Here is a 24,747-nt window from a genome sequence, read left to right as displayed (position 1 = left end):
GGTTTTGTTTTTTTGCTGCCTCAGGATCCTGAGGCGTCCGGGCTGACGCTATCGCTGGCAAGCCAGCTCCCACAGATTTCACAGGTGTTCATCAGTTTTGCGGACGACTCAATTCCCTGTGGGAGCTGGCTTGCCAGCGATCAGGCCCGCCCGTCTAGTGCGTCATTCAGCCTGGCGCAACCGCTTGTACAGGGTGTTGCGGCTGACCCCCAATCGCCGCGCCAAGTGGGAAATGTTCCCTCCGGCCGCCCGCAACTCCCGGTTCAGCGCTTCGGCATCGTTCAGGTCGATCCCCAACGGCGCCATCGTCTCCACCGGCTCCATCTCCAGATCGACAAAAAAATCATCCGGCAAGTGTTCGGGTCGCACCGGTTGATCTTCGGCCATGGCCAGCGCCACCTGCATCACGCTGCTGACCTGGCGCAGGTTGCCGGGCCACGGATGACGGCCAAACAATTCCAGCACCTCCTGGCTCAACCCCGCCCATTGCGTGGGTTCGCGATGCTGTTCCCATAACCGTTTGAACAGCGCCTCCTTATCGCTGCGCTCTCGCAAGGGCGGCAGTTCCAGCGTCAGGCCGCCGATGCGGTAATACAGGTCTTCGCGAAAGCGCCCCAGCTGCACCTGTTCGCGCAACGAGCGGTTGGTGGCGGAGATGATCCGCAAGTCCACCGGGAACAGCTCGCCGCTGCCCACCGGCTGCACGCAACGCTCCTGCAGCACCCGCAGCAGGCGGGCCTGGGTCGGCAGGGGCATGTCGCCGATCTCGTCGAGGAACAGCGTGCCTTTGTCGGCCTTGCGGATCAGGCCGATGCTGCCTTTCTGGTTGGCGCCGGTGAATGCACCCTTTTCGTAGCCGAACAGTTCGGACTCCACCAGTTCGGCGGGGATCGCCGCGCAGTTGACGGCGATGAACGCCTGTTTGCTGCGGGAGCTGGCCTGGTGCAAGGCCTTGACGAAGACTTCCTTGCCGACGCCGGTCTCGCCGTGGATCAGCAGCGGAATGTCTTTCTCCAGCAGGCGTTCGGCCTGGCGCACGGCCTTTTCCACGCGGCTGTCGCCGAAGTGCAGGGTGCCCAGGCTGACGGCGGCGGGCGCAGCCGTCTTCGGTTCGGCGAACACCCGGGGCTGGACGAGCGCCTGTTTCGGCCGCCTCAGCAGGCACTGGAAGCGGTTGCGCCCTGCGGTCTGCAACGCGAACGGCAGGCCGTCGGGCTGGTTGATCAATTCCAGCAGCGACACCTGGAACAGGCTTTCGACGCTCACCCGCGACAGGCGCAGGCCCAGCAGGTTGTCGGCCCGGCGGTTGGCCGACAGCACCTGGCCGCTTTCGTCGAAGACCAAAAGCCCGGCCCACTGGCTGTCGAGGTTGTTCAACCCGGTGTTGAAGGTCAGCTCGAAGTGCTGGCCGCGGAACAGGTTGAGGATCAGCCGGTTCTCCACGGTCTGGCTCATCATCTTGACCATGCCCAGGGTGTGGGAGGGCGGCAGGTAGCTGTCGCTGGAGACGTCCAGCACCGCGATCACCTTGCGTTCGGCGTCGAAGATCGGCGCGGCCGAACCGGTCATGAAGCGGTTGGCCTTGAGGAAATGCTCGTCATGCTCGATGTGCACCGCCTGCTCGCAGGCCAGGGCCGTGCCGATGGCGTTGGTGCCGCTGGAGCGCTCCATCCAGCTGGCGCCGGCCTGGAAACCCCGGGCCAGGTTCGGCTCGATGAAGCGCTGGGTGCCCCAGGACGTCAGCACCTGGCCCTGGTTGTCGGCGAGCATGATCAGGCAGTTGGAGTTGCTCAGGATGTTCTCGTAGTAGGGCAGCACTTCCTGGTGGGTGGTCTGCACCAGCGAGTGGTGGCTGTCGAGCAGGCGGGCGATGCCGGCGGCGGGCAACTGGTCGAACGCCGGGACGCTCTGATGGCTCAGGCCGTAGGCGCGGCAGCGGGACCAGGAGGTCTGGACGATGGCGTCATGGGACAGCGGCGGGGCGGGTGCGGCCATGGCGGTCAGCCTCCGGATGCAGCGTTCTTATTGTTGTTATGGGGCCCACGGAACCGGGCGAAAGCCTCGGTAGAGTGTTGTTCACCTGTGTTCATTGTCAATCGCCGAGGTGTTCAAATGTGTTCAGCAATGAACAGGGTTTGTCGGCGCTTTCGGCGATTTTCGCGACAAATCAACGGCTTGGGATTTCTGGCACGAATGTCGCTCTGCTGCACACGCCACAGGACTCCAACAATAAAAAGGCCGAGCCATGTCACTCACCCTGGAGCATGTCAGCCGCACCGTCGAGGGCCAGACCTGGATCGACGATGCCTGCCTGACCTTCGAACCCGGATCCTTCAACGTTCTGCTGGGGCGCACGCTGTCCGGCAAGACCAGCCTGATGCGCCTGATGGCCGGGCTGGACAAGCCCGACAGCGGCCGCATCCTGATGAACGGCGTCGATGTCACCCAGCGCCCGGTGCGGTTGCGCAACGTATCGATGGTCTATCAGCAGTTCATCAATTACCCGACCATGACGGTGTTCGAGAACATCGCCTCGCCCCTGCGCCAGGCCGGGATCGCCGACGACGTGATCCAGGGCAAGGTGCTGGAGACGGCGAAGATGCTGCGCATCGAGAAGTTCCTCAAGCGCCATCCGCTGGAACTGTCCGGCGGCCAGCAGCAGCGCACGGCCATGGCCCGGGCGCTGGTCAAGGACGCCGAGCTGATCCTGTTCGACGAACCGCTGGTCAACCTCGACTACAAGCTGCGCGAGGAACTGCGCCAGGAAATGCGCGAGCTGTTCAAGGCCCGCCACACCATCGCCGTCTACGCCACCACCGAGCCCAACGAGGCGCTGGCCCTGGGCGGCACCACCACCATCCTTCACGAGGGCCGGGTGATCCAGAGCGGCGTCTCGACCGAGGTCTACCAGCAGCCCAAGACCGTGCTGGCCGCCGAGCTGTTCTCCGAGCCGCCGATCAACCTGATGCCGGGCCGGATCGCCGGCAACGAGGTGAGCTTCGCCAACTTCGTGCACTTCCCGCTGAACGTCGACCTGCGCCCGGTGGGCGAGGGCGAATTCCGCTTCGGCGTGCGTCCCAGCCACATCTCGCTGGTGCCGAGCAACGATGACGACCTGGAGCTGGCGGTCACCGTCGAAGTGGCGGAGATCAGCGGCTCGGAAACCTTCCTGCACGTGCGCAACGAGCATTTCCTGCTGGTGCTGCACCTGCCGGGCGTCCACGAGTACGACGTCGACGCGCCGATCCGCATCTACATCCCCACCCATAAACTGTTCGTGTTCGATGCGCAGGGCCGTCTGGTGCAGGCACCGGGCCGGCGCGTCGCGAGGGTCGCCTGATGGCCGAGATCCGCTTGCAGCACCTGGCCCACAGCTACACCCGCACCCCGGCGGGGCCTGAGGACTACGCGATCCGCGAGATGGATCACGTCTGGGAGCAGGGCGGCGCGTATGCCTTGCTCGGCCCGTCGGGCTGCGGCAAGTCCACCTTGCTCAACATCATTTCCGGCCTGCTCAGCCCGTCGCAGGGTCATGTGCTGTTCGACGGCAAAGCGGTCAACGACCTGTCGCCGGAGCAGCGCAACATCGCCCAGGTGTTCCAGTTCCCGGTGGTCTACGACACCATGACGGTGTTCGACAACCTGGCGTTCCCGCTGCGCAACCAGGGGCTGGCGGAGGCGAAGGTGCACAGCAAGGTGCAGGAGATCGCCGACGTCCTCGACCTGCAGAGCCTGCTGAACAAGAAGGCCCGCAACCTCACCGCCGACGAAAAGCAGAAAGTCTCCATGGGCCGCGGGCTGGTGCGCGACGATGTCTCGGCGATCCTGTTCGACGAGCCGCTGACGGTGATCGACCCGCACCTGAAATGGAAACTGCGGCGCAAGCTCAAGCAGATCCACGAGCAGTTCAACATCACCATGGTCTACGTCACCCACGATCAGCTGGAGGCCTCGACCTTCGCCGACAAGATCGCGGTGATGTACGGCGGCCAGATCGTCCAGTTCGGCACGCCGCGGGAACTGTTCGAGCGGCCGAGCCACACCTTCGTCGGCTACTTCATCGGCAGCCCGGGGATGAACCTGATCGAGGTGCAGCCGCAGCCCGGCGGGGTGGGGTTCGCCTCGACCCACCTGCCGTTGTCCGAGGCCCTGCAGCGCCACATCGAGCACGGCCAATGGAAGAACCTCAAGGTCGGCATCCGCCCCGAGTTCGTCCATGTCTGGGACGAGCCGTTCGAGGACGCCCTGCAGGCCAAGGTCGTGCACGTCGAAGACCTCGGCACCTACAAGATCCTCACCCTCAACCTCGACGGCGTGCCGCTCAAGGTGCGCCTGGCCGAAGACAAGCCGGTGCCCCAGGGCATTGCGCACATCAGTTTTCCGGCCCAGTGGCTGATGGTGTACGCCGACGAGTTCCTGCTCGACACCACCGACGACAGCGAGGTGCTGCCATGAACAAGGTGCAGAACAACAAGGCCTGGTGGCTGGTGCTGCCGGTGTTCCTGCTGGTGGCGTTCAGCGCCGTGATCCCGATGATGACGGTGGTCAACTATTCGGTGCAGGACATCTTCGACCAGTCCAGCCGCTACTTCGTCGGCGCCGACTGGTACCGGCAGGTGCTGCTCGACCCGCGCCTGCACGACTCGCTGCTGCGCCAGTTCATCTATTCGGCCTGCGTGCTGGTGATCGAGATCCCGCTGGGCATCGCCATCGCCCTGACCATGCCGACCAAGGGCCGCTGGTCGTCGGTGGTGCTGATCGTGCTGGCGATCCCGCTGCTGATCCCGTGGAACGTGGTGGGCACCATCTGGCAGATCTTCGGCCGCGCCGACATCGGCCTGCTCGGGGCGGGCCTCAATGCTGTGGGCATCAGCTACAACTACGCGGCCAACACCATGGACGCCTGGGTCACGGTGCTGGTGATGGACGTGTGGCACTGGACGTCGCTGGTGGCGCTGCTTTGCTTCTCCGGCCTGCGGGCGATCCCCGACGTGTACTACCAGGCGGCGCGGATCGACCGGGCCTCGGCCTGGGCGGTGTTCCGCCACATTCAGTTGCCCAAGCTGAAAAGCGTGCTGCTGATCGCGGTGATGCTGCGCTTCATGGACAGTTTCATGATCTACACCGAGCCGTTCGTGCTCACCGGCGGCGGGCCGGGCAACGCCACCACGTTCCTGAGCCAGACGCTGACCCAGATGGCCGTCGGCCAATTCGATCTGGGGCCGGCGGCGGCGTTCTCGCTGGTGTACTTCCTGATCATCCTGCTGGTGTCCTGGCTGTTCTACACCGCCATGACCCACAACGACGCCAACCGCTGAGGCCCGGCCATGAGCAAGAGAAAGCTGATTCCGCTGCTGGTGTACATCCTGTTCCTGCTGGTGCCGATCTACTGGCTGCTGAACATGTCGTTCAAGAGCAACACCGAGATCCTCGGCGGGCTGACGGTGTTTCCCCAGGACTTCACCTGGCACAACTACAAGGTGATCTTCACCGACCCGAGCTGGTACACCGGCTACCTCAACTCGCTGTACTACGTGAGCCTGAACACGGTGATTTCCCTGAGCGTGGCGCTGCCGGCGGCCTATGCGTTCTCGCGCTACCGGTTCCTGGGCGACAAGCACCTGTTCTTCTGGCTGCTGACCAACCGCATGGCGCCGCCGGCGGTGTTCCTGCTGCCGTTCTTCCAGCTGTATTCGTCGATCGGCCTGTTCGACACCCACATCGCGGTGGCGCTGGCCCACTGCCTGTTCAACGTGCCGCTGGCGGTGTGGATCCTGGAGGGCTTCATGTCCGGGGTGCCCAAGGAAATCGACGAGACCGCCTACATCGACGGCTACAGTTTCCCCAAGTTCTTCGTGAAGATCTTCATCCCGCTGATCGGCTCCGGCATCGGCGTCACGGCGTTCTTCTGCTTCATGTTTTCCTGGGTCGAGCTGCTGTTGGCGCGCACGCTGACGTCGGTGAACGCCAAGCCCATCGCGGCGGTGATGACCCGCACGGTGTCCGCGTCGGGCATCGACTGGGGCGTGCTGGCGGCGGCGGGGGTGTTGACCATTTTGCCGGGCATGCTGGTGATCTGGTTTGTCCGCAACCACGTGGCCAAGGGCTTTGCCCTGGGCCGGGTATGAGGAACCGATGATGGAATGGATGAGCTGGACGATCCCGACGGCGGCGTTCTTTGGCGTCATCGCCCTGATCCTGGTGGCCATGACCACCTGGGAGCTGCGTTCGCCAAGCGTTGTGCGCAAAGGTTTCCTGCCGATCGCCACCACCCGTGGCGACCGCTTGTTCATCGGTCTTCTGGGCAGCGCCTACCTGCATTTGCTGGTGATCGGCGTCACCGGTTGGAGCATCTGGATAGCGTTTGCGTTGTCTGTGGTGTGGCTGTTGGCTGTGATGCGTTGGGGGTGACCGAATCGCTCGGCGATGCGGCTCCGGAACTTAAACAGGAGGTCTCTATGTTCGACAAAAACAATAAGCTGCGACATAGCATTTCATTGGCGGCCCTGCTGGCCTTGAGCGGTCTGAGCGCTTCGGCCTGGGCCGATGCCTACGAGGAGGCGGCGAAGAAGTGGATCGGCAGCGAGTTCAAGCCGTCCACCCTGACGGCCGATCAGCAACTGGCGGAACTGAAGTGGTTCATCAAGGCCGCCGAGCCGTTTCGCGGGATGGACATCAAGGTCGTCTCGGAAACCCTGACCACCCACGAGTATGAGTCCAAGGTGCTGGCCAAGGCCTTCACCGAAATCACCGGGATCAAGGTCACCCACGACCTGCTCCAGGAAGGCGACGTGGTGGAGAAGCTGCAGACCGTGATGCAGTCGGACAAGAGCATCTATGACGGTTGGGTCAACGACTCCGACCTGATCGGCACGCATTTTCGCTACGGCAAGACCGAAGCGATCAGCGACCTGATGGCCAACGAAGGCAAGGACTTCACTTCGCCGACCCTGGATCTCAAGGACTTCATCGGCACCTCGTTCACCACCGCGCCGGACGGCAAGCTGTACCAATTGCCCGACCAGCAGTTCGCCAACCTGTACTGGTTCCGCGCCGACTGGTTCGAGCGCGCGGACCTGAAGGCCAAGTTCAAGGAAAAGTACGGCTATGAGCTGGGCGTGCCGGTGAACTGGTCGGCCTACGAGGACATCGCCAAGTTCTTTAGCGAAGACGTCAAGGAAATCGACGGCAAGCGCATCTACGGGCACATGGACTACGGCAAGAAGGATCCGTCCCTGGGCTGGCGCTTCACCGACGCCTGGTTCTCCATGGCCGGCGGCGGCGACAAGGGCCTGCCCAACGGCTTGCCGGTGGACGAGTGGGGGATCCGCGTCGAGGATTGCCATCCGGTGGGCTCCAGCGTGACCCGCGGCGGCGACACCAACGGCCCGGCGGCGGTGTTCGCCACCACCAAATACGTCGACTGGCTGAAGAAGTACGCGCCGCCGGAAGCCGCAGGCATGACCTTCTCCGAGTCGGGGCCGGTGCCGTCCCAGGGCAACATCGCCCAGCAGATCTTCTGGTACACCGCGTTCACCGCCGACATGACCAAGCCGGGCCTGCCGGTGGTCAACGCCGACGGCACGCCGAAATGGCGGATGGCGCCGTCGCCGCGCGGGCCGTACTGGGAAGAGGGGATGAAGCTGGGCTATCAGGACGTGGGTTCTTGGACGTTCATGAAATCCACGCCCGAGAAGCAGAAGCTCGCGGCCTGGCTGTACGCGCAGTTCGTGACCTCGAAAACCGTGTCGCTGAAGAAAACCATCGTCGGCCTGACGCCGATCCGCGAGTCGGACATCAACTCCCAGGCCATGACCGACCTGGCGCCCAAGCTCGGCGGCCTGGTGGAGTTCTACCGCAGCCCGGCCCGCATCCAGTGGACGCCGACCGGCACCAACGTGCCTGACTACCCGCGCCTGGCGCAGCTGTGGTGGAGCCACATCGCCGAGGCCGCCAGCGGCGACAAGACCCCGCAGCAAGCCCTCGACGGCCTGGCCAAGGATCAGGACGCGATCATGACCCGCCTGGAACGCTCCAAGGCCCAGGCCACCTGCGCGCCGAAAATGAACCCCGAGCGCGATGCGCAATACTGGTTCGACCAACCCGGCGCACCGAAGCCGAAACTGGCCAACGAAAAGCCCAAGGGCGAGACCGTGAGCTACAACGAACTGCTCAAGTCGTGGGAGGCGGCGCGCAAGTGAGGGCGGGGACGTAACGAATGAACGGCACCGGAAGGTGCCGTTCTTGTTTCTGCATCGGATTAAACCAGAACAGCCAGATCGGTGTATTGAGCCACCACAGGGTCGGCGGTCAGCAATTTCATGGGCTCTGTCAGTGCGGCGGCGATGATCAGACGGTCGAAGGGGTCGCGGTGATGAGGCTGAAGATCCTTCACGGCGATGGCGTGTTCGGTGGATACGGGCAGTTCGATGAAACCGCTTTCGAGGCAGTATTGGCGGATTTCCTCCAGATCGACACTCAGCTTGCCGAGCCCCACTTTGATCGCCATCTCCCAAAACGATGCTGCACTGACATAGATGTCGGCAGCGTTGTCGATGAGCTTTCTGGCCTTGATCGACAGTCTCGGGTTGTCATCGAGTGTCCAGAGCAGGATATGGGTATCGAGCAACAACCTCATGCTTGAGTGCCTTCGAAGGCATCCAGCATCTCGTCTGACAATGGGGCGTCGAAGTCATCGGGTAGCGTCAGTTTTCCCTTCATGGCTCCGATGCGCCGGGCATCGGGTTTTCCGGCGGGAACGAGGCGTGCGAGTGCACGACCATGTTTGGCAATCGTGATGATTTTTCCGGCTGCGGCTTCATCGACGAGTTTGGACAGGTTGTTTTTGGCTTCGGCCAACGGAACGATGATCATCATGTTTCCCCTGAGTTCTGGACAAATATAGCCAGAATGTTGTGGGGCCGCAAAAGGGTGCGATTGTTCAGCGCAGACAAGTGCCCGGCGGACTGATCCCGCTCCGTATGCCGTTGCCGCGCCCCAAACCTGTTGTCGAACGGCCAACGTATCAAGGCCTTCAATCCATTCGCAAAAGGTGTCCCGTTTCATCATCCGGCCTCGCTCCGATAGTCCATCCGTCAGGCACTACCCTAAAGAGTTTCACTGAGGCTGGCTGTAGGACGAAACGGACGTTACGGCGCGAGCTTTCGGCGTTTGTGGGGGGATGGGGCGCAGCGGTAACGAATCCTACAAGAGCTGCGGTGCACCCCATCGAGCCGGAGCGACTCACGTATCCGAATTGGGAAACCCCAACCTGAACACCGTCATCGCCCCCGGCAGGCTCTTCACCTCGGCCACGCCCCGGTGCAGGCTCATGATCGAGCGCACGATGGCCAGGCCCAGGCCGGTGCTGCCCTGGGTGCGCGAGCGGCTGCTGTCGACCCGGTAGAAGCGGTCGAACAGGTGCGGCAGGTGCTGCGCCTCGATGCCGGCGCCGGGGTTGCTCACCAACAGCGAAGACTGGGCGGCGCCCCGTTCGATCAGCAGGGTGACCGTCTTGCCGTCCGGGCAGTGACGCAGGGCGTTGGAGAGCAGGTTGGAGATCGCCCGCTGGATCATCAGGCGGTCGCCCAGCACGCGGGCGCTGCCGATCACGCTCAGCTGGATCCGCTTGTCCTGGGCCGTCAGGGCGAACATCTCGGCCACTTTGCGCGCTTCGTCCGCCAGCTCGACCGGTTCGAACGGCGCCAGCGCCGAAGGATGGCTGACCTGCGCCAGGAACAGCATGTCGGACACGATCCGCGCCACCCGTTCCAGTTCCTCGATGCAGGACACCAGCACGTCCTGGTACTCCTCCACGCTGCGTTCCCGGGACAGCGTCACCTGGGCCTTGCCCATCAGGTTGTTGATCGGCGTGCGCAGTTCATGGGCCAGGTCGTCGGAAAACTGCGACAGTTGCTGCACCCCCGCGTCCAGGCGATGGAGCATGACGTTGATGCCCTGGGCCAGCTCGCTCAGTTCCTGGGGCATGTTCACCACCGACAAGCGATGATCCAGGTCCTGGGTCGAGACCATCGCCGCCACCTTGCGGAACTCGCGCATCGGCGCCAGCCCCCGCTGCACGGCGCCCCAGGCGCTGAGCCCGATGAAGATCAGCAGCAGCGGCAGCGCCATCAGCGTCGAGCGCAGGTAAGCGCTGAGCAAGGCCTGGTCGTGGGCGTTGTCCACCGACAGCAGCAGCGGCACGCGGGTGCCGTCCTTGAGGCGCACGAGCTTGGTCGCCGTGAGGAACTTGGCCCCGGCGGAGTCGGTGCTGGCGGTGTAGGCCAGTTCGTCGGTCGCCGTCCGCGCGGCCTTGAGCTCCAGGCGCGGATCGGCCATGCCGGCGCCGGACTTGAGCAGCGGCGTGCGCGGGTTGTCGAGGTCGTAGAGGGTCAGGGTGAGGTTGTCATGGCCCATGACCTGATCCAGCAGGATGTGGGGTTTGGAGCGGATCTCACCGGGGTCGGTGTACAGCGACAGGCTGTGCTCGACCTGTTCCATCTTGCTGGCCAGGCTGTCCCGGGACAGTGCGTTCAGTTCATGGGTCAGGGCGAAGTAGGCCAACACCGCCAAGAACACCACCAGCAGCGCGCCCAGCGCGCTGACCGTGATCCCCAGGCGCATCGACAGGCTGACCGGCTTCATTCCCGCGCCTCCAGCACATAGCCGACGCCGCGCAGGGTGTGGATCAGCTTGCTGGCGAACGGGTCGTCGATCTTGGCCCGCAGGCGACGGATCGAGACCTCCACCACATTGGTGTCGCAGTCGAAGTTCATGTCCCAGACCAGCGAGATGATCTGGGTGCGGGTCAGCACCTCGCCGGACTGGCGCATCAGCAGGTGCAGCAGGGCGAATTCCTTGGTGGTGAGGTCGATGCGCTGCCCGTCGCGAAAGGCCCGGTGACGGCCCGGGTCGAGCTCCAGGTCGGCCACCTTGAGCACCTGCGGCACCGGAATGTTCTCGCTGCGGCGCATGAGCGTGCGCACCCGCGCCAGCAGTTCGGGAAACTCGAACGGCTTGACCAGATAGTCGTCGGCGCCCAGGTCCAGGCCGCGGATCTTGTCGGCCAGGCGGCCGCGGGCGGTGAGCATCATCACCCGGGTGGAGCGGGTGCGGCGCAGTTGCTCAAGCACGCTCCAGCCGTCCAGTTCCGGCAGGTTGACGTCGAGGATCATCAGGTCATAGGCCTGCTGTTGCGCCAGGTGCAGCCCGTCGGCGCCGTTGGCCGCACGGTCGACGACATAACCGCTTTCCGTCAGCCCCTGGTGCAAGTATTCGGCAGTTTTAAGCTCGTCCTCGACAATAAGGATTCGCATGGTCAATCACCACTTTCATTGAAGGGTCAATTAATGGATCAGGCTGTGGAAGTTGTTGTTCTTATCGGCCGGTTCAGTTGTTTAGTTGCGGCGGTCCAATGTGTTTCCTGCGGGCATTTGGCCGAAGGAGGGCGTGCAGGATAAAGTCTGTAGTCACTTCAGGGTCAAACGAAGGCGTTGATCGGATGCGCCTAAATCGGCCTTCTGCGACGGTCTGTCGCAGCGCTGAGGGCGATTTTTCATGCACTTCATGAATCCAGGAGTGCGGCAAGTGCTGTTCGGCAGATACTCGAAGAGTAAGTGTTTCGTTGTATTTCTAATTGGCCGTGCACACTTCCATGCTAGAGCAAAAGTTACCGGGCCAACGCTGGATAACGTATTTGTAATGTTCCAGTCACCTTGTCGATAAGTTCAAAACCCTACCGTGGCGGCATCGAAGATTCCCGAATCGAAAAGGAAACATTCAATTGCCCGGTTTAAATGAACGGACGGCGCGCCCGCGCCTGAAAAACACGCGGCGGGTGTTGTATGCCGCCGGCCTCCTGCTGTGGGGCGGCTGCGCCATGGCGGTCGTTTCGCCGGGCCCGGCGCTGACCCTCGACCAGGCCCTGCAGGCGGCCTTCGCCGGCAACCCCGAGTTGGCGGTGGCCGGCTGGGAAATCGGCATCGCCGCGGGCGAACGGCAGCAGGCGGGGCTGATCCCCAACCCGGAGGTTTCCTGGGAGGCCGAAGACACCCGCCGCGAGTCGCGCACCACCACGGTGACCCTCAGCCAGCCCATCGAGCTGGGCGGCAAGCGCGGGGCCCGGATCGACGTGGCGAGCCGGGCCCAGGACGCGGCGGGCATTGAGCTTGAGCGCAAGCGCCTCGGCCTGCGCGCCGACGTGATCCAGGCCTACACCGCCGTGCAGACGGCCCAGCAACGGCTGCAGCTGTCCCGTCAGTCGCTGGCGTTGGCCGAGCATGGCTTGCGGGTGGCGCAGGGACGGATCGGGGCGGGCAAGTCGTCGCCGGTCGAAGGCACGCGGGCCGAGGTGCAATTGTCGGAGGTGCGCCTTGAGCTGAGCCGGGCCGAGCGCGACCGGGCCAACGCCTGGCAGCAACTGGCGCAGGTCATGGGCGCGCCGTTGCCGGACGCGGCCGAGGTGCCGCCGGCTGCCGCGAGTCTGCCGGCGGTGCCGCCGTCGTCCCGGTTGCTCGGGCGCCTGAACGAGACCGCCGAACTGCGCCTGGCGGCGTTGCAGATCGACCAGCGCGAAGCCTCGTTGGGGCTGGAGAAAGCCCAGCGGATTCCGGATCTGACCGTCAGCGTCGGCAGCCAGTACAGCGAAACGGAACGTGAGCGGGTCAACGTCGTCGGGCTGTCGATGCCCATTCCGCTGTTCAACCGCAATCAGGGCAACGTGTTGGCCGCCGCGCGCCGCGCCGATCAGGCCCGGGATCTGCGCAACGCCACGGAGCTGCGCCTGCGCACCGAAATCCAGACCGCGCTGGAGCAATGGCGGACCGCCAACGGCGAAGCGCAGGCGTTCGACCAGAACATCCTGCCGGCCGCGCAACGGGCCGTGGACAGCGCCACCCGTGGCTTCGAAATGGGCAAGTTCGCCTTTCTCGACGTGCTCGACGCCCAGCGCACCTTGATCGGCGCCCGCACCCAATACGTCCAGGCCGTCGCCGAGGCGACCGACGCCCGGGTGCGCGTCGAGCGCATTTTCGGCGATCTCGACGCGTTCGCCGCCGGTCGCTGAATTTCATTGTTTCGATCACCGCAGCGCGGCATCGGCGGCGCGGCGCAGAGGAGTTTCCATGGATAAAAAACTGATGGCGGTCGCGGCGGCGACCTTGAGCCTGGGCATCGGAATCGGCGCGTTGTGGGTGGGCAACCTTTCCGATGGCGCCCATGCCGACGAGGCGGCCGAGCACGCGGAGCATGCGGCCGAAAGCGCAGCGGCCGAAGGCGGGCACGATGAAGGCGAAGAAGGGCAACTGACCCTGAGCGCCGAACAGATCGCCGCCTCGGGCATTCAACTGGCCCAGGCCCAGGCGGCGGGGCTGAGCTTCGGTTTGCCGTTCCCCGGCGAAGTGCGCTTTGACGAAGACCGCACCGCGCACGTCGTGCCTCGGGTGCCCGGCGTCGTGGAGTCGGTGCCGGTGGTGCTCGGCCAACCGGTGAAGAAGGGCCAGTTGCTGGCGGTGATCGCCAGCCAGCAGATCTCCGATCAGCGCAGCGAGCAGGCGGCGGCGCAACGCCGCCTGGCCTTGGCGCGCACGACCTATGAACGGGAGAAGCAGCTGTGGCAGGACAGGATTTCCGCCGAGCAGGATTTCCTTCAGGCCCGCCAGGCGCTGGAAGAGGCTGAGATCGCCCTGGCCAACGCCCGGCAGAAGATCAGCGTGCTCAGCGGCAGCGTGGCCGCCGGCGGAGGCAACCGCTATGAGCTGCGCGCGCCGTTCGACGGCGTGGTGGTGGAGAAGCACCTGACGCCGGGCGAGGTGGTCGACGAGACCACCAACGCCTTCACCCTGTCGGACCTGTCGCGGGTGTGGGTGACCTTCGGTGTTTCGCCCAAGGATCTGAACCGGGTGCAGGTGGGCAAGCCAGTGACCGTCAGCGCGCCGGAACTCAATGCCGAAGTGGCCGGCACCGTGGCTTACGTCGGCAATCTGCTCGGTGAGCAGACGCGCACCGCGACGGTCCGCGTGACCCTGGCCAACCCGCAGGGCGCCTGGCGTCCGGGGCTGTTCGTGACGGCGTTGGTGGCCACCGACAGCCGGCAGGTCAAGGTGGCCGTGCCGGAGGCCGCGATCCAGACCGTGGAGGACCGGCCCACGGTGTTCGTGCGCACCGGCGATGGCTTCAAGGCGCAAGCGGTGGTGCCGGGCAGCCGCGCCGCCGGACTGGTGGAAATCACCGAAGGGCTGGAGGCCGGCACCCAGGTCGCCGCCGCCGGCAGCTTCATTCTCAAATCGGAATTGGGCAAGGCCTCGGCCGAGCACGCTCACTGATCCGTCTTCGACAAGAAGGTCCTCATGTTTGAACGCCTGATTCAGTTCGCCATCGAGCAGCGCTTCATCGTGCTGCTCGCCGTATTGCTCATGGCCGGCCTCGGCGTCGCCAGCTATCAGAAGCTGCCGATCGACGCGGTGCCGGACATCACCAACGTCCAGGTGCAGATCAACACCGGCGCCGCCGGGTTCTCGCCGCTGGAGACCGAGCAGCGCATCACGTTCCCCATCGAGACGGCGATGGCCGGCTTGCCGGCGCTGGAGCAGACCCGTTCGCTGTCGCGCTCGGGCCTGTCCCAGGTCACGGTGATCTTCAAGGACGGCACCGACCTGTTCTTCGCCCGGCAACTGGTCAACGAACGCCTGCAAGCGGCCAAGGAGCAGTTGCCCGAAGGCGTGGAGGCGGTGATGGGGCCGATCTCCACGGGCCTGGGCGAGATCTTCCTGTGGACGGTGGAGGCCCGCGAAGGTGCGCTCAAGGACGACGGCACGGCGTACACGCCGACCGACTTGCGGGTGATCCAGGACTGGATCATCAAGCCGCAGCTGCGCAACGTCCCCGGTGTGGCCGAGATCAACACCATCGGCGGGTTCGCCAAGGAGTACCAGATCGCCCCTGACCCGAAACGGCTGGCGGCCTACAAGTTGACGTTGACCGATCTGGTGACGGCGCTGGAACGCAACAACGCCAACGTCGGCGCCGGCTACATCGAGCGCAGCGGCGAACAGCTGCTGATCCGCGCGCCGGGGCAGGTGGCGGGCACCGAAGACATCGCCAACATTGTGATGGCCAACGTCGACGGCACGCCGATCCGGGTGAGGAACGTGGCCACCGTCGACATCGGCCGGGAACTGCGCAGCGGCGCCGCCACCGAGAACGGCCGCGAAGTGGTGCTCGGCACCGTGTTCATGCTGATCGGCGAGAACAGCCGCACGGTCTCCCAGGCGGTGGCCGGCAAGCTTGAGCAGATCAACCGCTCGCTGCCCAAGGGGGTGGTCGCGGTGCCGGTGTACGACCGCACGCACCTGGTGGACAAGGCCATCGCCACGGTGAAGAAGAACCTGGTGGAAGGCGCGGTGCTGGTGATCGCGATCCTGTTCCTGTTCCTGGGCAACATCCGCGCTGCGCTGATCACCGCCATGGTGATTCCGCTGTCGATGCTGTTCACCTTCACCGGCATGTTCACCAACAAGGTCAGCGCCAACCTCATGAGCCTGGGGGCGCTGGACTTCGGCATCATCGTCGACGGCGCCGTGGTGATCGTGGAAAACACCCTGCGCCGGCTGGCCCATGCGCAGCGGCATCACGGGCGGCTTTTGACCCGCTCCGAGCGCTTCCATGAGGTGTTCGCGGCGGCGAAGGAGGCGCGGCGCCCGCTGATCTTCGGCCAACTGATCATCATGGTCGTGTACCTGCCGATCTTCGCCCTGAGCGGCGTCGAAGGGAAAATGTTCCACCCGATGGCGTTCACCGTGGTCATCGCGTTGCTCGGCGCGATGCTGCTGTCGGTGACGTTCGTGCCGGCGGCCATTGCGCTGCTCGTCACCGGCAAGGTCAAGGAAGAAGAGGGCGCGGTCATGCGGGGCGCGCGCCGGGCGTATGCACCGGCGCTGGCCTGGGTGATGGGCCACCGCAAGGCGGCGCTGGGCCTGGCGTTGGGCACGGTGGTGCTCAGCGGCGCGGTGGCCGCCCGCATGGGCAGCGAATTCGTGCCCAGCCTCAGCGAAGGCGATTTCGCCCTGCAGGCCTTGCGCGTGCCGGGCACCAGCCTGACCCAGTCGGTGGACATGCAGCAGCGCCTGGAAACCCTGATCCTGGGCAAGGTGCCAGAAGTCGAGCGGGTGTTCGCCCGCACCGGCACCGCCGAAATCGCCTCCGACCCGATGCCGCCCAACATCTCCGACAGTTACGTGATGCTCAAGCCCAAGGACCGGTGGCCGGATCCGGGCAAGTCCCGCGAGACCCTGATGGCCGAGCTGCAACAGGCGGCGGCGACCTTGCCGGGCAGCAACTATGAGCTGTCGCAGCCGATCCAGCTGCGCTTCAACGAGCTGATCTCCGGCGTGCGCAGCGACGTGGCGGTCAAGGTGTTCGGCGACGACATGGACGTGCTCAACGCCACGGCGGCGAAGATTGCGGCGTCGATGCAAAAGGTCAGCGGCGCATCCGAGGTCAAGGTCGAGCAGACCACCGGGCTGCCGGTGCTGACCATCAACATCGACCGCGACAAGGCCGCCCGCTACGGGCTCAACGTGGGCGATGTGCAGGACACCATCGCGGTGGCGGTCGGCGGGCGGCAGGCCGGCACGCTGTATGAGGGCGACCGGCGGTTCGACATGGTCGTGCGCCTGTCCGACGCCATGCGCAAGGACATCGACGGCCTGTCGGCGCTGCTGATCCCGGTGCCGGCGCTCAACGGCGCCGCCGACCGGGTCGGGTTCATCGCGCTCAAGGAGGTCGCCAGCCTCGACCTGGTGCTGGGGCCCAATCAGGTGAGCCGCGAGAACGGCAAGCGCCTGGTGATCGTCAGCGCCAACGTGCGCGGGCGCGACATCGGCTCGTTCGTCAGTGAGGCCGCCGAGGCGATCGGGCGCGACGTGCAGGTTCCGGCCGGTTACTGGACGAGCTGGGGCGGTCAGTTCGAGCAGTTGCAGTCGGCGGCCAAGCGTCTGCAGATCGTCGTGCCGGTGGCGCTGCTGCTGGTGTTCGGGCTGCTGTTCATGATGTTCAACAACCTCAAGGACGGCCTGCTGGTGTTCACCGGCATTCCGTTTGCGTTGACCGGCGGCGTCATGGCCCTGTGGCTGCGGGACATTCCGCTGTCGATCTCGGCGGGCGTGGGTTTCATCGCGTTGTCCGGGGTGGCGGTGCTCAACGGGCTGGTGATGATCGCGTTCATCCGCAACCTGCGGGAGCAGGGACGTTCACTGGCCGAGGCGATCGACGAAGGCGCGCTGACGCGGTTGCGGCCGGTGCTGATGACGGCGCTGGTGGCGTCCCTGGGCTTCATTCCCATGGCCCTGGCCACCGGCACCGGTGCGGAGGTGCAGCGCCCGCTGGCCACGGTGGTGATCGGCGGGATCCTGTCCTCGACCGTGCTCACGCTGCTGATCCTGCCGCTGCTCTACCGCCTGGCCCACCGCCGGGACGAGGACGTGGCCCCAGGCCGATAGCGGTTTCCCTGTAGGAGCGAGCCTGCTCGCGATAGCGTTTTGTCAGCCGGCATCGTAGTCGACTGACACGCCGCCATCGCGAGCAGGCTCGCTCCCACAGGTGGTTTTGGTGCGTGGTGCCTGCGGCGGCAAGCACATGACGGATATGTAATGTGCGCGCCACCGTCACGAAAGGTACGGGTTGTTACCTTGGATCCGTCAGTTACCCAATGAGGAATCAAGCATGAAACCTGTACAGATCGGTGCCTTTCTGGCGGCGTTGGCGGTGTCTTCCTTGGCCATGGCCGAAGGCGGCGGCGACCGGACGTTCGAGCGGATGATGACGGCCAACGACCGTTCGGTGGAACTGTTCGTCGCCAAGGAAAAGGCCCGCGAGCCGGTGGTCGTCAACGAGAAGAAAGACGACGCCACCCAAGACCTGTAAGCGTGCCGCGCTTGCGCAAGCCCGTCATCGCGCGTCGATGCCGGGCTTTTTCATGAGTCAGCTACGGAAAGGAAACGGATATGAAAGCCATCCGATCGATTGTGTTCGCCGGTGCCCTGGCGATGTCCCTGAATGCGTTGGCCGAGGGCGGCGGTGACCGTACGTTCGAAAAGGCCCTCGGCGCCAATGCCAAGGCCATGGAGCAGTACGCCGCCAGCCAAGGCAAGGCGGCGCCGGTGGTGCAGGCGTATGAGTACGGGATGAAGCTGGATGTGGTCAAGGTGGTGAGTGTCGTGCGCCCGCAGACAGCCTGCGCGGTGGTGCCGACGGCGATGACCTATGAGGATTCGCAAGGACGGCTCAACACGGTCACCTACACCGTGGCGGGCGATTGCCGCAAACGGGGAGGGTGAGCTCCTACAGCAAAGACCCGGTTTTCATGAAAAGCCCTGAATTCTCTGACAGCTTTTTAAGGTTGGCTTCAGAAGACTCGTCACTTACCCTCAGGGCGGATGGATTTCATTGGATACCAAAAGGACGGGTCAATCTTGGAAGCAGCATTCACTTGCCTGAGTGGCGACATTTGGCGTTATGATTGCGTCAAATGTCGTATGGAGGGCGTCGATATGTCCACGGTAACAACGGCCTCGGTCCCGAGGGTGCGCAAGACCATCAGAAGGCCGACCGAGGTGCTGCTTCATGGCCGCAAGGGCGACACGCGCCTGTCGATCCTCCAGTACACCAAAGAGGGTTTCAGCCTGAGCGCGGTCAAGGACATGCTGGCCCTGTCGGCGCTGTACATGGAGCACGACCTTGTCCAGCGCATCACGGGGAAGTCCATCCGCACCGTCCAGCGCCTGGCGAAGGAGACCGGTTCGGTTCGCCTGAACCCGCAGCAGAGCGCCGTCGCTTTCCAGTACGCGCAAGTGCTGGAGCATGCCACCGAGGTGTTCGGCAATCAGTTGCTGGCCGAGGACTGGCTGAAGAAGCCCTGCAAGTACCTGGACGGCAATGTGCCGCTGGAACTGATCGACAATCCGCTGGGCTTCCAGGTGGTGGAGGACTACCTGACCCGGATCGAGCACGGGGTCTATCAGTGAATCCCTTGCCCTGGGACGGCAAGTGGTACGCCTGGCGCCTCGACCGTGAGGTCTACAAGACGACCTGGGACAGCGGCATCGGTGCGCAACGCTCCGGCGGTCGCTGGAACCCGCCCGGTCGCCGGGTGATCTACGCATCGGCCGACCCGGCCACCGCCATCCTGGAGGTGGCGGCCCACCTGGGCTTCGATGCGCTGGACACCGTCCCGCACGTGCTCACCTGTTTCGAAGTGCGGGATCCCTCGACGATCAAGGTCGTCCAGCCCGAAGACGTCCCCAACCCCAACTGGCTCATCCCGGCCCAACCTTCCCCCAATCAGCAACAGTTCGCCGAGAGGCTGCTGGCGCAACATCCCTTTGTGCTGATCCCGTCGGCCGTGACACGGCATTCGTGGAACCTGCTGGTGAGCTGCGACCTGGCGGCGGATCAATTCACCTTGGTCTCGCAGGAGCGGTTCGGCCTGGACACGCGGTTGGTCTAGCAGGCCTGTCCCGTCGGGCGACGTCATTGCCGGGCAAAAAAAAGGCGCCCCGAAGGACGCCAAAGATTCACCTCTTACCAAAGGAGCAAGGAGCTTCTAAAGGTGAATGGGGTTGATCCGCTCGGTCAGAGAATCGCCAGCGGGTACTCGACGATCACCCGCACCTCATCCAGATCCGACTCGAACGCCGTGGCTCGGGTCGTGGCTTGACGCAGGCGCAGCGACATGTCCTTGAGCGAACCGCTCTGCACCACGTATTTCACTTCGATGTCCCGTTCCCAGCGCTTCTGGTCGGTCAGCGGATTGCCCTCGGCGTCACGGCGCATGTACACGGCATTGGCGTTGGAGTAGTCGGCGTCCGTGCCGCGGGCGTAGCGGGTCATGAACGACAGGCCGGGCACGCCGTAGGCGCTCATGTCGAGGTCATAGCGCACCATCCACGAACGTTCCTTGGGCGAGTTGAAGTCGCTGTACTGGATGGAGTTGTCGAGGAAGATCGAGTCTGACTGACGCAGGTAGTCGAAGTCGTCGTCGCCGTTGTTGCGCTGGTGGGACAGGGCCACGGAGTGCGCGCCGAGCTTCACGCCGACCCGGCCGCTCCAGATGTCGTTGTCGAACTTGCCGAGCAACTGTTTGCCCTCATCGACCGCCTTGTAATAGTTCAGGCCGCCGAACAGCGACAGGTCGTCCGACAGCGGATACGTCCAGGCGGTGCCGGCGTAGTACTGGTTCCAGGCATCTTTCAGGCGACTGGAGTACAGGCTGAAGCTCAGGTTCTTGTTCAGCGCATAATCGCCGCCGCCGTAAGCGATCCAGGGCGAATTGACGGGGCCGGCATAGAAGGTCGCGAAGTTGTCGCGCAAGTCGCTGGACACCGGTTGGCTCATCGCATGCAACCGGCCGCCCTGGATCGACAGGCCTTCGATGCTGGTGTTGGTCGCCGTCACGCCGCGAAAGCTTTCCGGCAGCAATCGCGAATCACCCGCCGCCACCACCGGGTTGGCCGGGAACACGTCGCCGATCTTCACCACCGTATCGAAGGCCCGCACCTTGGCGGCGGCGCCGACCTTGGTGTATTCGTCCCGGGCTTGACCGTCACGATCCACCGGCAACATATCGAACGAGCTGCGGCCGCCGTTGCGGCCGTCGCCGGTGTCGAGCTTCAGGCCGATCATCGCGAACGCATCCACCCCGACCCCGACGGTGCCCTGGGTGAAACCGGATTCGAACTTGCTGATGACGGCGTGGGCCCAGGCTTCGGAGTAGCCGTTGCCGGTGGGGCTGGATTGGCCGTCGCGGTGATCGCGGTTGAAGTAGTAGTTGCGGTTGAGCACCGTCAGGCTGCTGCCCTCGATGAAACCCTCGGCCTTTTCCTGCGCTAGCGCGGCGGTCGGTCCGGAGCCGACAACCACGGCCAATGCGGCCATCGACATTCTTGAATTGTTAACCATCAATCACTCCTGGAGTTCGGCAGAACGGGAACGTGCTTCGGCGTGGGTCTTGTTGTTCGGCGGAAAGGGCCGCCGTTGGGGTCGCCGGGTGACATCGTTGCAAGCTGCGGATAACGCCAAGGTGATGGGGGAATTACATTTTCGTCATGTGGGTGAGGGGACGGTCCTGAACGGTCAGGTCAGGGCTGCAAGTTGTTCGATCGTCTGCGGAAAACGCTCGACCAAGCGGATCAGGGTGGTGGCCTGGGCATTGGGGGTTGCCCGTCCCTGTTCCCAGTTTTCGAGCGTTCGGGTGTTGGTGCGCAGGTACATCGCGAACACCGAGCGCGAGAGATTGAGCTGTTGGCGGATAGCGATCAATTCATCGGCGGTGACAGGCATCAGTTTGGGCAACTGAACCTTGTGGGTTCGCAGTGTGATCTTGCCTTGGCGCTCGTCGGCCAGGGCTTCGACGCCATCCATCAGCTCGGAAAAAATGTCACGTTTCATAGTGGGAGCATTCATCTTCTGTACGTTACATGCGTATAGTTTTGTCCCGAAAACTGAATGGGTCAAGGCCTCTAGGCCATCCTTTTCGCCCCCTTTTCAACGGTAGTCACGGATCGTAAAAACGCCTGTAGGAAGAATCGACCACTCACGCGAGAGACTTCGGGAATGGTTGAAGGTGGAAGGGGTAGGGCGCTCGCAACCGATCCCCTAAACGCAAAAACGGCACCCGAAGGTGCCGTTTCTGTTTACCGCCGAAGGTCGCCGGGCGATCAGCCCGCCAGACCCGATTGCTGAACCAGGTTCAGCAGCGGCTGAGGGTACAGGCCGAGGAAGAACGCCAGGACGGCGATGGCCAGCAGCATCACGCCGCCTGCCTTCTGCTCCCAGTGCAGCTGGGCGTCGTGGCGGCGCAGGTTCGGCTCGATCAGGTACAGGGTGACCATCACGCGCAGGTAGTAGAACACGCCGATGGCGCTGCCCAGCACCAGCGAACCGACCAGCCACCATTGGTGCGACTCGACACCGGTGGCGATGATGTAGAACTTGCCGATGAAGCCGGCGGTCAGCGGGATGCCGGCCAGGGACAGCATCATCACGGTCAGCACGGCGGTCAGGTACGGACGGCGCCAGAACAGGCCGCGGTATTCGTACAGGGCATCGGCGTCACGGCCGTTGTACGGCGAGGACATCAGGGTGATCACGCCGAACGCGCCGAGGCTGGTGATCACGTAGGTGACCAGGTACACGCCGATGGCTTCCACCGCCAGGCCCTTGCTCGCCACCAGTGCGATCAGCAGGTAGCCGAAGTGTGCGATGGACGAGTAGCCGAGCAGACGCTTGAGGTTGCTCTGGGTCAGGGCCAGCAGGTTGCCGAACAGGATCGAGGCGATGGCGATGACGGTCAGCACGTTGCTCAGCACGCCGCTGCTGGCGGCAGGGGAGATCTGGAACAGACGCACCATCACGGCGAACACGGCCACTTTCGACGCGGTGGCCAGGAACGCGGCCACCGGCGCCGGAGCACCTTCGTACACGTCCGGGGTCCACAGGTGGAACGGCACCAGCGACAGCTTGAACGCCAGGCCGATCAGCATCATGCCCAGGCCCAGCTGGGCCATCGAGCTCGGCAGGCCGGTGGCGGCCAGCGCCTGGCCGATGCCGTTGAAGCTCAGGGAGCCGGCGTCGGCGTAGAGCAGGGCCATGCCGAACAGCAGGAACGCGGAACCGGCCGCCGACAGCACCATGTACTTGATGCCGGCTTCCAGCGAACGCTTGTTGAAGAAGGCGTAGGCCACCAGACCGTAGACCGGCACCGACAGCAGTTCCAGGCCGATGAACAGGCCGGCCAGGTGCTGCGCGCTGACCAGGACCAGGCCGCCGGCGGCGGCCATCAGGATCAGCAGGTACAGTTCTTCACGGTTGCCCGGATAACCCGAACCGCCGTCGCCCAGGTAGGCGTGGGCGAGGGTGACGCAGGCGAGGGTGGCGACCAGGATCAGCGCCATGTACAGGCAGGCGAACGTGTCGATCTGCAGCAGCGGGGTCACGGCCAGGGGCGCGACTTTCAGTGCCGGCAGGATCGACAGCAACGCCAGGTTCAGGCCCGCCACCGAAATCAGGAAGGTCTGCGAGTGGTTGCGGCGCCAGGCGATGGCCAGCATCACCACGATGATGGTGAGGCTGGTGATCAACAGTGGCGCTAGCGCAATAAAGTGTTGGATCGTGAATTCCATAGCGCTCTTACCGGGCCGAAGCGAGTTGAGTGAAGGCGGAGCCGAGCCACTGCTGCACGCCATGCATGGTGGCGGCAGAGGTGTCGAGGAACGGCTGCGGGTACACGCCGAGGTAGATCAGCAGCACCGCAAGGCCCAGCACCATGATCAGTTCGCGACCGTCCATGCCGTGCAGGATCGAGTCCGACTTGGACGGGCCGAAGTAGGCGCGGTGGATCATGATCAGCGAGTAGACCGAACCGAACACCAGGCCGGACGTGGCGATCGCGGTGATCCACGGTGCGCTGGCGAAGGTGCCGATCAGGATCAGGAACTCGCCGACGAAGTTGCCGGTGCCCGGCAGGCCCAGCGAGGCCGCCGCGAAGAACAGGCTGATCGCCGGCAGGTACGCGATGCGCGACCACAGGCCGCCCATCTCGCGCATGTCACGGGTGTGCAGGCGCTCGTACAGCTGACCGCTGAGGATAAACAGCGCCGCCGCCGACAGGCCGTGGGCCAGCATCTGGATCACGGCGCCCTGCAGGGCCAGTTGGCTGCCCGAGTAGATGCCGATCAGGACAAAGCCCATGTGGGAAACGGACGAGAAGGCGATCAGACGCTTGATGTCGGTTTGCGCGAACGCCAGGAACGCACCGTAGAAGATCCCGATCAGACCGAGGGTCATGGCGATCGGCGCGAACTCGGCCGAAGCGTTCGGGAACAGCGGCAGGGCGAAGCGCAGCAGGCCGTAGGCAGCGGTCTTCAGCAGGATGCCGGCGAGGTCGACGGAACCGGCGGTCGGCGCCTGGGCGTGGGCGTCAGGCAGCCACGAGTGGAACGGCACGACCGGCAGCTTCACCGCGAAGGCGATGAAGAAGCCGAGCATCAGCACGTACTCGGTGGTGGCCGACATCTTGGTCTTCAGCAGGTCCGCGTAGTTGAAGCTGATCACGCCGGTGCTGTTGTAGTTCACCAGCACCAGACCGAGGATCGCCACCAGCATGATCAGGCCGGAAGCCTGAGTGAAGATGAAGAACTTGGTCGCGGCGTAGATCCGGGTCTTCTTGCCGTCCGAGGAGCTGTGACCCCAGAGCGCGATGAGGAAGTACATCGGCACCAGCATCATTTCCCAGAAGAAGAAGAACATGAACAGGTCGAGGGCCAGGAACACGCCGACGACACCGCCCAGGATCCACATCAGGTTCAGGTGGAAGAAACCGACGTGACGCTGGATCTCTTTCCACGAGCAGAGCACCGAGAGGACGCCCAGCAGACCGGTCAGCAGGATCATCAGCAGCGACAGGCCGTCGAGGGCCAGGTGCACGTTGATGCCGAAGCGCTGGATCCAGACATGCTTGAACTCAAGCGCCCAGGTCGGGTCGGCACCGGGTTTGGGTGCAAACGAATAGTCGCCGTGGGCCCACAGCCAGAGGCCGAGGGCGAGCAGCAGGGACATGGTGATCAGCGCAATCCAGCGGGGGAGGGTGGCGCCGAAGCGCTCACCCAGCCAGCACAGCAGGCCGCCGATGAAGGGGATCAGGATTAGCCAAGGCAGAATCATGACGGGCTCGTTTCCTTTCGCAAATTCGCAAGG

General features: G+C 64.3%; 22 protein-coding genes. 13 read left to right on the top strand and 9 right to left on the bottom strand.

What is annotated here, in order from left to right; translation table 11 throughout:
• Positions 1-162 precede the first annotated feature (162 nt).
• A complete protein-coding gene (locus CAG33_RS08050) occupies positions 163-1,995 on the bottom strand; it encodes a sigma-54-dependent Fis family transcriptional regulator (RefSeq protein WP_085637668.1) in 1,833 nt (610 codons plus the stop codon).
• Between the two features lie 250 nt (positions 1,996-2,245).
• On the opposite strand from CAG33_RS08050, the gene CAG33_RS08045 reads away from it, so the two are divergent.
• The 6 genes from CAG33_RS08045 to CAG33_RS08020 are packed head-to-tail and all read left to right on the top strand — an operon-like array spanning position 2,246 to position 8,201.
• The gene (locus CAG33_RS08045) at positions 2,246-3,340 is read left to right on the top strand and encodes an ABC transporter ATP-binding protein (RefSeq protein ID WP_085630558.1); all 1,095 of its coding nucleotides are present in this window, start codon (positions 2,246-2,248) and stop codon (positions 3,338-3,340) included.
• The gene (locus CAG33_RS08040) at positions 3,340-4,455 is read left to right on the top strand and encodes an ABC transporter ATP-binding protein (protein WP_085579753.1); all 1,116 of its coding nucleotides are present in this window, start codon (positions 3,340-3,342) and stop codon (positions 4,453-4,455) included. Before CAG33_RS08045 ends, CAG33_RS08040 begins: the two co-directional genes overlap by 1 nt.
• Positions 4,452-5,318: a carbohydrate ABC transporter permease gene (locus CAG33_RS08035; protein ID WP_085579755.1), complete on the top strand. Its 867-nt coding sequence runs from the start codon at positions 4,452-4,454 to the stop codon at positions 5,316-5,318. The genes CAG33_RS08040 and CAG33_RS08035 overlap by 4 nt, the downstream gene beginning before the upstream one ends.
• Before the next feature lie 9 nt (positions 5,319-5,327).
• Positions 5,328-6,128, top strand: a complete 801-nt coding sequence (locus CAG33_RS08030) for a carbohydrate ABC transporter permease (RefSeq protein WP_085579757.1) — start codon at positions 5,328-5,330, stop codon at positions 6,126-6,128.
• A gap of 10 nt (positions 6,129-6,138) precedes the next feature.
• Positions 6,139-6,411 carry a DUF2160 domain-containing protein gene (locus CAG33_RS08025; RefSeq protein ID WP_085580095.1) on the top strand — a complete coding sequence of 91 codons (273 nt, stop codon included), beginning with the start codon at positions 6,139-6,141 and terminating at the stop codon, positions 6,409-6,411.
• 47 nt (positions 6,412-6,458) lie between these two features.
• A complete protein-coding gene (locus tag CAG33_RS08020) occupies positions 6,459-8,201 on the top strand; it encodes an ABC transporter substrate-binding protein (protein WP_085579759.1) in 1,743 nt (580 codons plus the stop codon).
• Between the two features lie 59 nt (positions 8,202-8,260).
• Here CAG33_RS08020 and CAG33_RS08015 read toward each other — a convergent pair whose 3' ends face one another.
• From CAG33_RS08015 to CAG33_RS08000, 4 genes are all read right to left on the bottom strand, one after another.
• Positions 8,261-8,638, bottom strand: a complete 378-nt coding sequence (locus tag CAG33_RS08015; RefSeq protein WP_085630556.1) for a type II toxin-antitoxin system VapC family toxin — start codon at positions 8,636-8,638, stop codon at positions 8,261-8,263.
• Positions 8,635-9,066 carry a type II toxin-antitoxin system Phd/YefM family antitoxin gene (locus CAG33_RS28730; protein WP_256575478.1) on the bottom strand — a complete coding sequence of 144 codons (432 nt, stop codon included), beginning with the start codon at positions 9,064-9,066 and terminating at the stop codon, positions 8,635-8,637. The genes CAG33_RS08015 and CAG33_RS28730 overlap by 4 nt, the downstream gene beginning before the upstream one ends.
• A gap of 177 nt (positions 9,067-9,243) precedes the next feature.
• Positions 9,244-10,644 (bottom strand): heavy metal sensor histidine kinase, encoded by a 1,401-nt coding sequence (locus CAG33_RS08005; protein WP_085579763.1) that lies wholly within the window; start codon positions 10,642-10,644, stop codon positions 9,244-9,246.
• On the bottom strand, positions 10,641-11,315 hold the full coding sequence (locus CAG33_RS08000) for a heavy metal response regulator transcription factor (protein ID WP_085580099.1): 675 nt from the start codon (positions 11,313-11,315) through the stop codon (positions 10,641-10,643). The genes CAG33_RS08005 and CAG33_RS08000 overlap by 4 nt, the downstream gene beginning before the upstream one ends.
• Before the next feature lie 467 nt (positions 11,316-11,782).
• Between CAG33_RS08000 and CAG33_RS07995 the strand changes: the two genes are divergently transcribed.
• From CAG33_RS07995 to CAG33_RS07965, 7 genes are all read left to right on the top strand, one after another.
• Positions 11,783-13,063 carry a TolC family protein gene (locus tag CAG33_RS07995; protein ID WP_085637665.1) on the top strand — a complete coding sequence of 427 codons (1,281 nt, stop codon included), beginning with the start codon at positions 11,783-11,785 and terminating at the stop codon, positions 13,061-13,063.
• A gap of 58 nt (positions 13,064-13,121) precedes the next feature.
• Positions 13,122-14,321 (top strand): efflux RND transporter periplasmic adaptor subunit, encoded by a 1,200-nt coding sequence (locus tag CAG33_RS07990; RefSeq protein ID WP_085637662.1) that lies wholly within the window; start codon positions 13,122-13,124, stop codon positions 14,319-14,321.
• Between the two features lie 24 nt (positions 14,322-14,345).
• Positions 14,346-17,495 carry a CusA/CzcA family heavy metal efflux RND transporter gene (locus tag CAG33_RS07985; protein ID WP_085579769.1) on the top strand — a complete coding sequence of 1,050 codons (3,150 nt, stop codon included), beginning with the start codon at positions 14,346-14,348 and terminating at the stop codon, positions 17,493-17,495.
• 223 nt (positions 17,496-17,718) lie between these two features.
• Positions 17,719-17,919, top strand: coding sequence for a co-regulatory protein PtrA N-terminal domain-containing protein (locus CAG33_RS07980; protein ID WP_085579771.1), 201 nt, complete (start codon positions 17,719-17,721; stop codon positions 17,917-17,919).
• Between the two features lie 80 nt (positions 17,920-17,999).
• Positions 18,000-18,332 carry a DUF2790 domain-containing protein gene (locus CAG33_RS07975; RefSeq protein ID WP_085579773.1) on the top strand — a complete coding sequence of 111 codons (333 nt, stop codon included), beginning with the start codon at positions 18,000-18,002 and terminating at the stop codon, positions 18,330-18,332.
• A gap of 213 nt (positions 18,333-18,545) precedes the next feature.
• Entirely contained in the window at positions 18,546-19,019 is a 474-nt protein-coding gene (locus CAG33_RS07970) for an antitoxin Xre/MbcA/ParS toxin-binding domain-containing protein (RefSeq protein ID WP_139831330.1), read from the top strand.
• The gene (locus CAG33_RS07965) at positions 19,016-19,501 is read left to right on the top strand and encodes an RES family NAD+ phosphorylase (RefSeq protein ID WP_085579777.1); all 486 of its coding nucleotides are present in this window, start codon (positions 19,016-19,018) and stop codon (positions 19,499-19,501) included. The genes CAG33_RS07970 and CAG33_RS07965 overlap by 4 nt, the downstream gene beginning before the upstream one ends.
• A 125-nt stretch (positions 19,502-19,626) precedes the next feature.
• Here the strand turns inward: CAG33_RS07965 and CAG33_RS07960 are convergent, their stop codons facing one another.
• The 4 genes from CAG33_RS07960 to nuoM all read right to left on the bottom strand — a co-directional run bounded on the left by CAG33_RS07960 (position 19,627) and on the right by nuoM (position 24,714).
• A complete protein-coding gene (locus CAG33_RS07960; protein WP_085637658.1) occupies positions 19,627-20,952 on the bottom strand; it encodes an OprD family porin in 1,326 nt (441 codons plus the stop codon).
• A gap of 174 nt (positions 20,953-21,126) precedes the next feature.
• Positions 21,127-21,441, bottom strand: a complete 315-nt coding sequence (locus CAG33_RS07955; RefSeq protein WP_085579781.1) for a DNA-binding transcriptional regulator — start codon at positions 21,439-21,441, stop codon at positions 21,127-21,129.
• 269 nt (positions 21,442-21,710) lie between these two features.
• Positions 21,711-23,174 carry an NADH-quinone oxidoreductase subunit NuoN gene (gene nuoN / locus CAG33_RS07950; RefSeq protein ID WP_085579783.1) on the bottom strand — a complete coding sequence of 488 codons (1,464 nt, stop codon included), beginning with the start codon at positions 23,172-23,174 and terminating at the stop codon, positions 21,711-21,713.
• A 7-nt stretch (positions 23,175-23,181) separates the two neighbouring features.
• The gene (gene nuoM / locus CAG33_RS07945) at positions 23,182-24,714 is read right to left on the bottom strand and encodes an NADH-quinone oxidoreductase subunit M (RefSeq protein ID WP_085579785.1); all 1,533 of its coding nucleotides are present in this window, start codon (positions 24,712-24,714) and stop codon (positions 23,182-23,184) included.
• Positions 24,715-24,747: the final 33 nt, after the last annotated feature.

It is taken from the genome of Pseudomonas sp. B3(2017), assembly GCF_002113595.1.
In the GTDB taxonomy this organism is placed as follows: Bacteria; Pseudomonadota; Gammaproteobacteria; order Pseudomonadales; family Pseudomonadaceae; genus Aquipseudomonas; species Aquipseudomonas ekonensis.
The sequence above is the reverse complement of the archived record's forward strand: the minus strand, read 5'-3'. Positions and strand labels throughout refer to the sequence as shown.

Coding starts and splice junctions, on each gene's coding strand:
- CAG33_RS07960 (WP_085637658.1), bottom strand. CDS start 20,952: ATGGTTAACAATTCAAGAATGTCGATGGCCGCATTGGCCGTGGTTGTC.
- CAG33_RS07985 (WP_085579769.1), top strand. CDS start 14,346: ATGTTTGAACGCCTGATTCAGTTCGCCATCGAGCAGCGCTTCATCGTG.
- CAG33_RS08000 (WP_085580099.1), bottom strand. CDS start 11,315: ATGCGAATCCTTATTGTCGAGGACGAGCTTAAAACTGCCGAATACTTG.
- CAG33_RS08035 (WP_085579755.1), top strand. CDS start 4,452: ATGAACAAGGTGCAGAACAACAAGGCCTGGTGGCTGGTGCTGCCGGTG.
- CAG33_RS08040 (WP_085579753.1), top strand. CDS start 3,340: ATGGCCGAGATCCGCTTGCAGCACCTGGCCCACAGCTACACCCGCACC.
- nuoN (WP_085579783.1), bottom strand. CDS start 23,174: ATGGAATTCACGATCCAACACTTTATTGCGCTAGCGCCACTGTTGATC.
- CAG33_RS08025 (WP_085580095.1), top strand. CDS start 6,139: ATGGAATGGATGAGCTGGACGATCCCGACGGCGGCGTTCTTTGGCGTC.
- CAG33_RS07970 (WP_139831330.1), top strand. CDS start 18,546: ATGTCCACGGTAACAACGGCCTCGGTCCCGAGGGTGCGCAAGACCATC.
- CAG33_RS07990 (WP_085637662.1), top strand. CDS start 13,122: ATGGATAAAAAACTGATGGCGGTCGCGGCGGCGACCTTGAGCCTGGGC.
- CAG33_RS28730 (WP_256575478.1), bottom strand. CDS start 9,066: ATGAAACGGGACACCTTTTGCGAATGGATTGAAGGCCTTGATACGTTG.
- CAG33_RS08050 (WP_085637668.1), bottom strand. CDS start 1,995: ATGGCCGCACCCGCCCCGCCGCTGTCCCATGACGCCATCGTCCAGACC.
- CAG33_RS08005 (WP_085579763.1), bottom strand. CDS start 10,644: ATGAAGCCGGTCAGCCTGTCGATGCGCCTGGGGATCACGGTCAGCGCG.
- CAG33_RS07975 (WP_085579773.1), top strand. CDS start 18,000: ATGAAAGCCATCCGATCGATTGTGTTCGCCGGTGCCCTGGCGATGTCC.
- CAG33_RS07980 (WP_085579771.1), top strand. CDS start 17,719: ATGAAACCTGTACAGATCGGTGCCTTTCTGGCGGCGTTGGCGGTGTCT.
- CAG33_RS07955 (WP_085579781.1), bottom strand. CDS start 21,441: ATGAAACGTGACATTTTTTCCGAGCTGATGGATGGCGTCGAAGCCCTG.
- CAG33_RS08020 (WP_085579759.1), top strand. CDS start 6,459: ATGTTCGACAAAAACAATAAGCTGCGACATAGCATTTCATTGGCGGCC.
- CAG33_RS08030 (WP_085579757.1), top strand. CDS start 5,328: ATGAGCAAGAGAAAGCTGATTCCGCTGCTGGTGTACATCCTGTTCCTG.
- CAG33_RS08045 (WP_085630558.1), top strand. CDS start 2,246: ATGTCACTCACCCTGGAGCATGTCAGCCGCACCGTCGAGGGCCAGACC.
- nuoM (WP_085579785.1), bottom strand. CDS start 24,714: ATGATTCTGCCTTGGCTAATCCTGATCCCCTTCATCGGCGGCCTGCTG.
- CAG33_RS08015 (WP_085630556.1), bottom strand. CDS start 8,638: ATGAGGTTGTTGCTCGATACCCATATCCTGCTCTGGACACTCGATGAC.